Origin of the sequence: Mesorhizobium qingshengii (genome assembly GCF_027563465.1) — a bacterium.
Classification (GTDB): domain Bacteria; phylum Pseudomonadota; class Alphaproteobacteria; order Rhizobiales; family Rhizobiaceae; genus Mesorhizobium; species Mesorhizobium qingshengii_A.
The window spans coordinates 46,921-56,798 of the sequence record NZ_JAPFQA010000024.1; the positions used below are offsets into that span (position 1 = coordinate 46,921).

The following is a 9,878-nucleotide window of genomic DNA, read 5'->3' on the forward strand; positions in this document are numbered from 1 at the left end:
ACAGATCAAGCGTTCATCGTCTCTGAACAGCTTGTCATTTCTGCAGATTGTGAACCTCGAACGCGGTCTCCTGAGGCGGCGAGATGAACCCACCCTTGATGCCCGTTTTCATTTGAGGCATCAGGATATCGTCCCGGAACTGCTCCCAACTCTTCTTGGATTCGTGAACCGCAACAATTGACCAGCCACCGGCCGACGGGCCGGCAACATGGAAGACTTGGCCTTTTGGCAGGCTTTTTCCGCCTGCTGGATGAACCGCCGCGATTGACGCCTCGTACTGCTCTTTCGTGCCGCCAGGAAAATAATGCGTGATTGCGTAAGCCATTTTTGTTTTCCTCCCGAGCAAGCCGCAAACCATCCAATGGCCGGCTTGCTGAAGCCAGATTGACGCAAGGGAACACCGGGGACAAGCAGGACCTTAGACAGGGTCGACCATGCACCATGCCCTGGACACGGGTTTGGATGTTCGCGTCAGCCGGTGCGGCCGCGTGCAGCCACCGGCAGCGTTTCCAGCACCTTGTCGCCGTCGATCAGATTGACCTCGTTGAACAGATTGGTGACGACGCAGCAATGGTCGGGCACGACGCGGACGCGTTCACCGATGCGCAGCTTACCGTCGCCCGAAAGGGTGACGGTGCCGTGCTCCTCGCTCAAGCCGGTCACCCGCGCACCCGACACGCCGAGCAGCTCGCCGAAATCGGCGAGCCCCAGCGTGTCGCTTGACAGCGCCTTGCTGCCGGCATCGAGAATGGCGCGGGTCGGCGTCGGATGGCTGACCACCGTCGACAGCACCGTCAGCGCGCAATCGTCGAGAGTGCCGACGCCTTTGGCGACCTGATAGCGATCGAGATAGATGTAAGTGCCGGGGCGGTACTCGGTGACGACCGATGCGTCGCTGGAGCGCCACATGTCCGGCGTGCCGCCGCTGGAGATGCGTTCGCAGGCGAGGCCCGATGCGGCCAGCGCCTGCCTGGCGTCAGCAAGCCAGGCCTCGGCCTCGGCCGCGCGGCCGACGGCCGGATAGGTCATCAGCCCGCCGAAGGCGAGGCCGCCAGCCTTGTCGATCCGTCTTGCCAGCGCAACCGCTTCGCCGGCTGTCTGCACGCCGCAGCGGCCCATGCCGGTGTCGCATTCGACCAGCACCGGCAGACGATGGCCGGCGTCGGTGAAAGTCGCCGCAAGCCCTTCCAGCGTCTCCAAACTGTCCGCCGTCACCGAAAGGGTGACACGGCGATGCAATGCCAGAAGCCGCTCCAGCTTGGCGCGGCCTAGGATGTTGTAGGGAAGAAAAATGTCGGCAAGGCCTGCGTCGGCCATCACTTCGGCCTCGCCGATCTTCTGGCAGGTGATGCCGACGGCGCCGGCCGCGACCTGTTTCTTCGCCCAGTAGGGCAATTTGTGCGTCTTGATATGCGGCCTCAGCTTCAACCCGTTCTTGTTGGCATGGGCCTGCGCGCGGGCAATGTTGGCTTCGGCGCGCGCCGCGTCGATCAGGATCGAGGGCGTATCGAGGTCGTGGATGGTCGGCATCATCTGTCACCCTGTGAAAATCCGCAGGGGTTATGACCCTGAAAGCGCGCGATGTCACGCGGCCAGCCGAGTGGATCTGTGGTCCATGCGCTCAGGCCGCAAGGCGGCGCCGGGCGGTGAGATGGATCGACACCGCATCGGCGTTCGGCTATGCGGTTTACCAATGCATGTCGTCCAAAAGTGCGTGGCGGTTTTGAGACAACGACAGGCATGCTAACAAGCTGGAGCGTATCGCGTGAACTCCGTCGGACGCCACACGCTTGAGCAAAGTCGACACGAAGGACCATGACCATGAAACGCTCCGCCATCAACGACATCATCCGCGAAGCCGACGCTTTCATCCGCTCGTTCGGCTACATCATGCCGCCCTTCGCCTATTGGTCGCCCGAGGAAATGAAGGCGCGCCAGGTCGATTCCTCGGCCATCTTTACCTCCCGGCTCGGCTGGGACATCACCGATTACGGCCAGGAGAAATTCAAGGAGCTCGGTCTGTTCCTGTTCACCGTTCGCAATGGCCGCTACGAGGACATGAAGAAGGGCATGGGCATGCTCTACGCCGAGAAGATCATGATCTCGCGCAAGGACCAGCTGTCGCCGATGCACCGCCACAACATCAAGGCCGAGGACATCATCAACCGTGGCGGCGGCAAGCTGGTGCTGGAACTGTTCATGCACGATCGCGACGGCGGCATCGATCCCAAGGCCGAGGTGTCGGTGCCTGTCGACGGAACCATCCACAGGCTGCCGGCGGGCGGGCTGCTGAAGCTCGACCCGGGCCAGAGCGTCACGCTGCTGCCTGGCGTCTGGCACGCCTTCTGGGCCGAGGGCAAGGATGTGCTGATCGGCGAGGTGTCGACCGTCAACGACGATCTTACCGACAATGTCTTCCGCGAGCCGATCGGACGCTTCTCCAACATCGACGAGGATACAGCGCCGATGCACCTGCTGGTGTCCGACTACGAGAAGTGGCTGGGCTAGATCCAGACGCTAAGGCGCCCGCCGGGGTCGGCGCTCAAGGTCGCCTCAATGACAGCAGCCTGGCGCTGGCTGCACGCTCGTCCTGCACAGGCAGGATGAACTGATCGGCACGTCCGCCTTGGCCAGCGCCACCGCGAGCCTTTCCTGCCGCGCCGGCAGTTCTTCGCTCTCGCCACGCCGTTCCAGGCATTCCACCAGCCCGTGCAGCGCCCAGACATTGTTCGGATGCTGGGCGCAGCGCTGCACCTTGCCGCTCAGGCCCAGATCGTCGTGGTAGACCTCAGGGCGACGACAGGTCGCGGTTTTTGTTTTGGTGCTGATGGGATGCGAAGGGCGGCGCGCCAGCCGCCCTTACTTGGTCTCTTCGTTTTGCCAGCCAGCCAGCTCTGGCAGGTCGTCAAGCCAACTCTTCTCGGTGATCGAGATATCGCCGCCCTGCGGTGCGGCATCTGTGGCGTTTTGAATCAGCCAGTCCACCCACTTCCGATAGGCAACCGTGTCCAGCTGGGGCGGCAGCACCTTGGCTTTGAGCAGCATACGCTTGCGGAAACTGGTTTGCCTGCGGAGTTTGGTCGTTGTGAACTTGATGACCTTGCCTTGGTATTCAACCGTCCAGCGGTCGCCTCCAAGACTGACAAGGCCGTCGATGGAGAAACCGGCATCGACCGGCCTATCCCGCCACGGAAGCTCGATGGCATTCTTCCTCAACTCGATGGCCCATCGCCTGTAGTCGCCCCCAGCACGCTGGGGCGGTAGCACGCCGGCCTGTTCGAGCATCTTCCTGCGGAAGGTAGGCTGCTTCTTTAGCTGGCCGGTCGTGAACTCGACGCGATGCCCACGAAACTCGACGTGCCACCGGGTCCTTCCGTTGCCGACATACTTCACCAGCCTGTCGATGAAGAACTCGCCATCGGCAAGCATCACGCAGCCCTGATTGATGCCGTCGAGAATAAACTCGGTGTCAGTGACCATTATGGAGCCCAGCGCAGGAAACTGTCACGGAGCTTAGCCAGTGGAACGCACCCGCGGCCACCAATCTTTTCGCTCTGGAAATCTCACCTGCTTCAATCAGCCTACGCGGGGTGCGATGATGTGCAAGACGACAGCTTGCGCACCGAAGATACCATGCCCGCAATAGTCGATTACAGGGACTGTAGCGGCGAGGGAAAACTTGGTGCTTTTGCTACATAAAACCGCACTCGTACTGCATAGACAGGACGAGCTGATCGGCACGTCCGCTTTGGCCAGCGCCAAGGCGAGCTTTACCTGCAGCGCCAGCAGCTCCTCGGTCTCGCCGCGCCGTTCCAGGCATTCCACCAGCCCGTGCCGCGCCCAGACATTGTTCGGACGCTGGGCGCAGCGCTGCACCTTGCCGCTCAAGCCAAGATCGTCGCGATAGACCTGCTCGGCCACTTGCGCGTGGGGCAATCGCCACCGCTGTGATTGTGCCCCCAAGTAATTGTGCCTGATCAGCCAAGACAGTCGCTTTTTCTAAAGATTCATGCATGAAAAGTCCACGAAAACGGGGGATCAACTTCAGTCTCGAAAATATACTGGCAAAATGAAGATCAACTCCACAACGCCATAAAGTGTTGTTTCCAGGAGGAAAAACTCATGGCCAACATGATGATTAGGCCCCCGGGAAAGTCTCAAGTCGGCCACAGCAATCGATAGAAAAATCGCCAATCCTTTAGCGTACTCGTATATTCTTAGTCTCTAATTTGCGCTATATTCCTTTGTGATATAGGGGCGGGGCTCTCGTATGATCGATTCCGAGGTGTTCGACTTCGTCGAGCGTTGCAGGAAGCACACTGCAACCGGCCCGCTCCTAAGCGACCTTCTCGAAACCGTAAGAAATCTTGGCTTCGAGCACCTTATCTTGAGCGGCGTACCTCTCGGTGGGCAGAAACTTGCACCGATGGTTGAACTGAACGGCTGGCCAGCCGGGTGGTTCGAACGCTATGTCGAGGCCGAGCATGCCACCGTGGACGGCGTTTGCATCTACTCGGCGAAGACACTCAAGCCGTTTCTTTGGGCCGACGTACCGGCAAAATGGTCCGATACCGAAGGTTCCCGACGCGTTGCTGGGGAAGCGACGGAGTTTGGCATCTGGAGCGGTTTTGCCGTGCCGATGCTCAGTGTCCATCATTGGCAATCCGTGCTGTCGTTCGCCTCTTCCGCGAAGTCCTGCACGCTCTCGCCACGCCATCAGGTACAACTGGTGACCATGGCGGTATACGCCGGCATGTCGATCCAGGCGTTGTCGGATGATGGTGACGACGATGAGGGCTTGCTGACCGATCGGGAAAGGGAAGTGCTTTTGTGGGCCGCGGCCGGTAAGACCTCATCGGAAACATCCCAAATTCTTGGCCTCACCGAGCGCACCGTCAAATGGCATTCCACCCGAGCCCGGGAAGCCTTCGGCGTCGCCACCACCACACAAGCTGTCGTCGAAGCGGTGCGCCGGCGTCTGATCCACCCCTAAACGCGTCAACTGTCCCATCGGACAGGTGACGTATATTAGCGGGACTGCGAATATCCTTTCAAGAACGATCGGGGGATCGCGCCATGATAACTGCCCATGTCGTCAACGCGCAGAACAAGCGTCTCTACGAAAACGAATTCGACGAATTTTTGCGCCGGCGGCACGACTTCTTCGTGCACCAGAAACATTGGCGTCCTCCGAGCCCCGACGGTCGCGAACTGGACCAGTTCGATACTGACGCCGCGACTTACCTGCTGGGTATCGAAGACGGTCGCGTGGTGACTTCGGCTCGGTTGATCCCAACGAGCGAGCCGCACATGGTCTCGGAAGTCTTTCCCCACATGTGCGAAAAATCGGGCGTCCCAAGGCGCCCCGATTGGGCCGAATGGACGCGCACATTCGTCGTTCCCGACAAACGCTCGACCGGGCTGCGAGGCACGCTGACACAGCTGTGCTGCGCGGTGATGGAATACGCGCTCGACGAGGGCCTCAGCGCGGTCGGAGGCGTCCAGGAAACTTACTTCATGCCGCATCACGGTGCGCTGAAGTGGCGGGCCGAGCCGTTGGGCTTGGCGCGGGAAGAAAACGGCGAATGGTACATCGTCGCCTATATCGAGGTGAATGAGGCGGCGCTGGCGAGTGTGCGGAAGATTCTTGGCATCGATTACCACTTGCTAGCTCGCCGCGGAGTGCAACTACCATTTGCTAATAGACGGGCCGTGCAGGACTTCTGCATAAAATGAGAGACTGAATAGCTCTAGGAGATATAGAAACGTGACTTTATGGGGTGATTTGCGTAACGTCGGACAATATGTGAAGCCTCAGAGGAGTAGATAGAATGGACGTATTCAAGATAAGTGTGGAGGTTGCCGGTCGTTACATACAAAGTATTGTAAAAAAAGGAGTTTTTGCAACCGTTGAAGTTGGAAAGCGCACAAACAGAGTTGTCAACCCTGAAAATCGCCTCTGTATAATGGTTCAGACTCAGGGCGAGGTGCCCATAGCATGGGTGCAGGTATCAAAGTATAACGGCAGCGTCTTCGAGGTGCAGGCCGAGGGCTGGTTGGGCGATGACGCTCAGACAGCGAGCACCTTAGGGGCAAAAGGCGCGGTTCCCCGCGGCTCCATTTCCAGAGCGTCTCCTAAAGAGGCGGAAGCCAGGATGGGAGATATGTATGGCACATATGCCTGCTGCACTTCTTATGGGAACGGTTGCTATGTGACATGTTGCAATAGCTGTTGCTCTGACTCCACCGCTTGTCCGGGCGCAGGTTGCTGTGCCTAAGACTAAGTAATTCTACCATACGGTCAGTAATGCGAGTACGATACAAATTCGCCGAAAACGCCAAGATAGGCTATAAATTCGTTCAAAAAACGTATATCTGGCCTTGTCTAAATTCTCTCAAAGGCTGTGAATATGAGATTGTTGAAGGGATTTCAGACGCTGTGGACTGTGTTGCTTTTGGCGTGGGGGGCGACTGCTGCTAGCGCTGATGAAGTTATTTCAGATCCAGGAATTGGTATTCGGGTGGCTCCGGGGTCACAAGCAGAGACGACGACGTACTATGAACGCATCTCCACCAAACTCGGTGTGGCCGACACGCGGCGGGATCTCCCAAGTCTTACCGCACTGCTTAGGCATCTTGGTTACCGGTCACTAACGGCAGAGGACCTTGAGTTCAAATCGCCCTCAGACCTCATGGCAACATTTCCTAATGACCAGCTTTTGGTCTCGCGTTTCTTCGCCCCAAAGATCGTCGATTTCAACGTCAAATCCGCCGATACACAATATCCATATAGTGTAGGGTGGCGAAAGCTTGTTCGGATTACAGCATTGCCGGGTTCAGGTGCTGATTCCGCAGGCCTGGAGGCCGCCTATGTGCTATTCAACTATGTGCAGATGCAATTGACCGACGCACCATTTCCTGACGGGACATCCTTCAGCGAGTCGGTGAATACTCAGGTCATCATCGTCCCAAGGACCTTCGCGATGGGGCGAGAAGACTCGGCGTATTTCCTAGATTTTGATACAAGGACAGGTGGCTACGAGATTCACGATTTCCTCTCGGCGGCCTTCGATGTCGCCCAAGATCCAAACCATCCCGAGAAAACCAAAAGGAACTACTATGTACCTACGGCCTGCGCGCAATGTCACGGACACGATCAGGAAGGTGGCGGTCCCACAAACGGGGTTTTTCCTTATGCCAAGCTGAACTATCTCGACACAGACCAATGGTACGACATGATGGCGTTCGGAGAGTTTCCTTCGACGCTCGGAACTTACGATGTACTTTTCGATGGTGGCCTGGACCATTCAACCGGCGCATACGGAGCCGCTTTTGATGTGATCAGGAAGCTGAATAACTTCATCCGTAATCAAAATTCGGAAAGCGTCCACTCCGGTGATATAGACCTATTCAAGATCAAGGCTGTCGACAAGTGGCTGGCATTGCATCAAACCAGCGCTGACCCGGTGCCCGCGTTAGCTAGGGCTTTGGATTTGGAAAACGGATCAGCAATCTGGCAGGATACGCAAGATGATCGCGCGCTTCTAGGGCTTCTCGATCAATATTGTTTCCGCTGCCACAGTTCAGTCCTCTACAGCGTTTTTGACAAGCAGGCCGTCGCAGACCGTTGGCGGACCATCGCAAGGTACGTACAATTGCCAGCTGATAACGCAAGCCATATGCCCCAGGGTAGACAGTTGGATGCCCAAACGATTGCGGACATTGTCAAATATGTGCAAGCGCTGAAATAGGATGCCGTCTCAATTTGTGGGCAGCAATGGAGATTTATGAATGGTAGACGCGAACCGTATCGTTTTTGCCGACATCCAGTCTTATCTTGATGGTATTGCGGACAATCCAAAGAATACACGGAAAGTAGATGACGCAGGGCATGCCCGCTTTTGGCGCGTTAGCTATCATGAATTCATAACAGGCTTTGTTCCCGACGAGACCTGCAAGGGGCAGGATGTGCCAATCGTGAATAGCGACCCAGCGCAGTGTCCATTCTACCAGGCATTGGTCGCTCCAGCAGGCTGGTGCAATATGCGACAGATGCCACGAGGTGGGCCGTTTATCACAGACGCTGGTTATGCGGTGACGTTAGGCGGCGGCCTTCTCATCACCGGAGTCGAAATGGATGCCAATATTCGCTGGTGGCTGACCAATGGCATGCCTGAGGTATGATCGACCAATTTGGAACTGCCATAGCGAACCAGGACTAGCGGAGTCAGAGGCCTTTGATTGCCTCTGAAGACGTTAGAGTGGTTACCTGTCATGTCGCGTTTATGTTAGTTTGAGGGTTTCAACATCGGCCAAGGCCTGTGCCTCGTCGACTGCCGGGAAAAGGTGTCCGTAAGTGTCGAACGTGACTTGAATGCTCGAATAGCCCATCACTCGACAAGGGCGACTGCGAGCCGTGGCTCGGATGGGGCGGTGGAAGAACGTGGTGTCTTAACGCAACCGAGAGCACCGCGACACCGGCTGCGATAATAACCGGGTTTGCGGGGGCCTCGCGAAGCAGGGAGATGCTTTGCAGGCGGGGCCTGTACCGGCCGCGACCCCGATCAGGTGACAATCTTCGCGCCGGGAGGCGCCTGGATCGCTTCTAATTCTTCCGGCCTGGAATATTTAGCCCGTGCCTCACGGTGGCGGGCTTTTCCATGTTCGAGCGGGTAAACACGCCGGGCTGCAGAAGTTTAGAGGGGGCTCGTCGTGATGTGCCGCCACCGTTGACAGGATCATTTTTTAGGAAAATACTTCTCAACGTTTATTATTGGGAGGAATGCAAGATGAGAGTGTTGTCGATATTTTCAATCTTGGTATGCGCGCTTCTCATATCCATGCCAGTACATGCTCAACAATCTAAGCCAACTCCGAAAATGGTAAGTCTTATGAAGAAGTTAGAAGTGGAGTGGGACAAGTTGAGGTCTCGGAAAAGTGGCGGTGGCGAGTTCAAGCCGCTATGTTCATCCGGAACTGGCTGCGAGAGAACTTGCGAGGCTGGAAAGAGCTGCAGTTGCAGCTCCTCTGGAGGCAGCTGCTCGTGTAGCGAGTGCAAATAGCCGCTTGGAATGCCCGCTGCCCCGGTGGCGGGCCTTCACGCCCGCGCTCGGCGGTGCCAATGGTTTTGAGGAAGATCAGGAGGTATCCATGAGACGTATCCTGTTTGCCATTGCCTCAGTATTGTTTGTCTGTGCGTCGGCTAAAGCTGAGCTTTGTCAGTCATTTGTCGGAAGCACGATGAAGGGGCACAGGGAGGTTCCTACCGCCAACTGGCGTACCGACTACCCAGTTAGGTATCCCAACCCTAAGGACATGCAGGCATGGGAGCGTTTCAACTTTGCCACTCAGCCCGTGGATTATATGAACGCGGTTCTGAAAAGCGCCCGAGATTCCTTTAGCCTCAAGGATCGCCGGTTGGTAGGCACTGGCAAAGAACCCTGGTGGATTTCGGAGTGGCTCGACTATGGAACATCGGGCCGAGAACCTCACATGGGTCTCACGAAAGAGCGCGGCCCGAACCCTGGTGATCTGTCTCAAACAAGTGCCGCTGGATATCAGGTCTGGGCCGTCGGGTTTTACAACCTTCCGGGAGCCGTCGTTCTGGGAGACATCTTTGCCGAACCGTGCAATCCCTCCCTTCCGGTAGCGTTGAAGTTTCCCGCAGACACTGCCTCGGTGAAGTTTCTGTTCACAGACGCCTCAACGGACGACGTTGCCTATCTCAAGGACGCTCCTGAATTTGACGCGATTATCGATGCTGCGGGGTCAGGTAGCGATTCTCGTCCCGTCGAACAGCGGTCGCTCCGAACTGTGCGTCTGCTACAGGTCGACATCGCAGTAAAAGACCCCAGAGCAACGGACACTGGCTGGGTATT

The 9,878-nt window shown here is 57.2% G+C and carries 8 protein-coding genes and 3 pseudogenes; 6 read left to right on the forward strand and 5 right to left on the reverse strand.

All coding sequences use genetic code 11. The annotated features are described in order from the left end of the window. Window positions 1-34 precede the first annotated feature (34 nt). Together OOJ09_RS29380 and OOJ09_RS29385 are read right to left on the reverse strand one after the other, a co-directional pair. Window positions 35-325, reverse strand: a complete 291-nt coding sequence (locus OOJ09_RS29380) for a hypothetical protein (RefSeq protein ID WP_269908562.1) — start codon at window positions 323-325, stop codon at window positions 35-37. A gap of 146 nt (window positions 326-471) precedes the next feature. After that, window positions 472-1,530: a D-TA family PLP-dependent enzyme gene (locus OOJ09_RS29385; RefSeq protein ID WP_269908563.1), complete on the reverse strand. Its 1,059-nt coding sequence runs from the start codon at window positions 1,528-1,530 to the stop codon at window positions 472-474. Between the two features lie 291 nt (window positions 1,531-1,821). Between OOJ09_RS29385 and OOJ09_RS29390 the strand changes: the two genes are divergently transcribed. Then, on the forward strand, window positions 1,822-2,508 hold the full coding sequence (locus OOJ09_RS29390) for a D-lyxose/D-mannose family sugar isomerase (protein ID WP_269908564.1): 687 nt from the start codon (window positions 1,822-1,824) through the stop codon (window positions 2,506-2,508). 45 nt (window positions 2,509-2,553) lie between these two features. Here the strand turns inward: OOJ09_RS29390 and OOJ09_RS29395 are convergent. The 3 genes and pseudogenes from OOJ09_RS29395 to OOJ09_RS29405 all read right to left on the reverse strand — a co-directional run. Further along, window positions 2,554-2,790 (reverse strand): annotated as a pseudogene (locus OOJ09_RS29395) (hypothetical protein); the annotation flags it as partial. Window positions 2,791-2,859: 69 nt separating this feature from the next. Then, a complete protein-coding gene (locus tag OOJ09_RS29400) occupies window positions 2,860-3,480 on the reverse strand; it encodes a hypothetical protein (RefSeq protein ID WP_269908565.1) in 621 nt (206 codons plus the stop codon). A 225-nt stretch (window positions 3,481-3,705) separates the two neighbouring features. After that, window positions 3,706-3,930, reverse strand: a pseudogene (locus tag OOJ09_RS29405) (hypothetical protein); the annotation flags it as partial. Window positions 3,931-4,270: 340 nt separating this feature from the next. On the opposite strand from OOJ09_RS29405, the gene OOJ09_RS29410 reads away from it, so the two are divergent. The 5 genes and pseudogenes from OOJ09_RS29410 to OOJ09_RS29430 form a co-directional block, all read left to right on the forward strand. Continuing rightward, window positions 4,271-4,993, forward strand: a complete 723-nt coding sequence (locus tag OOJ09_RS29410; RefSeq protein ID WP_269908566.1) for a helix-turn-helix transcriptional regulator — start codon at window positions 4,271-4,273, stop codon at window positions 4,991-4,993. 83 nt (window positions 4,994-5,076) lie between these two features. Next, window positions 5,077-5,736: an acyl-homoserine-lactone synthase gene (locus OOJ09_RS29415; RefSeq protein WP_269908567.1), complete on the forward strand. Its 660-nt coding sequence runs from the start codon at window positions 5,077-5,079 to the stop codon at window positions 5,734-5,736. A 674-nt stretch (window positions 5,737-6,410) separates the two neighbouring features. Beyond that, window positions 6,411-7,751, forward strand: a complete 1,341-nt coding sequence (locus tag OOJ09_RS29420) for a hypothetical protein (RefSeq protein WP_269908568.1) — start codon at window positions 6,411-6,413, stop codon at window positions 7,749-7,751. A 40-nt stretch (window positions 7,752-7,791) separates the two neighbouring features. Further along, entirely contained in the window at window positions 7,792-8,184 is a 393-nt protein-coding gene (locus OOJ09_RS29425) for a hypothetical protein (RefSeq protein ID WP_269908569.1), read from the forward strand. Between the two features lie 966 nt (window positions 8,185-9,150). Next, a pseudogene (locus OOJ09_RS29430) lies at window positions 9,151-9,878 on the forward strand (hypothetical protein); the annotation flags it as partial.

Excerpts from the sequence above, each read along its gene's own strand:
- OOJ09_RS29390 (WP_269908564.1), top strand. The coding sequence starts at position 1,822 with ATGAAACGCTCCGCCATCAACGACATCATCCGCGAAGCCGACGCTTTC.
- OOJ09_RS29415 (WP_269908567.1), top strand. The coding sequence starts at position 5,077 with ATGATAACTGCCCATGTCGTCAACGCGCAGAACAAGCGTCTCTACGAA.
- OOJ09_RS29410 (WP_269908566.1), top strand. The coding sequence starts at position 4,271 with ATGATCGATTCCGAGGTGTTCGACTTCGTCGAGCGTTGCAGGAAGCAC.
- OOJ09_RS29425 (WP_269908569.1), top strand. The coding sequence starts at position 7,792 with ATGGTAGACGCGAACCGTATCGTTTTTGCCGACATCCAGTCTTATCTT.
- OOJ09_RS29385 (WP_269908563.1), bottom strand. The coding sequence starts at position 1,530 with ATGCCGACCATCCACGACCTCGATACGCCCTCGATCCTGATCGACGCG.
- OOJ09_RS29380 (WP_269908562.1), bottom strand. The coding sequence starts at position 325 with ATGGCTTACGCAATCACGCATTATTTTCCTGGCGGCACGAAAGAGCAG.
- OOJ09_RS29400 (WP_269908565.1), bottom strand. The coding sequence starts at position 3,480 with ATGGTCACTGACACCGAGTTTATTCTCGACGGCATCAATCAGGGCTGC.
- OOJ09_RS29420 (WP_269908568.1), top strand. The coding sequence starts at position 6,411 with ATGAGATTGTTGAAGGGATTTCAGACGCTGTGGACTGTGTTGCTTTTG.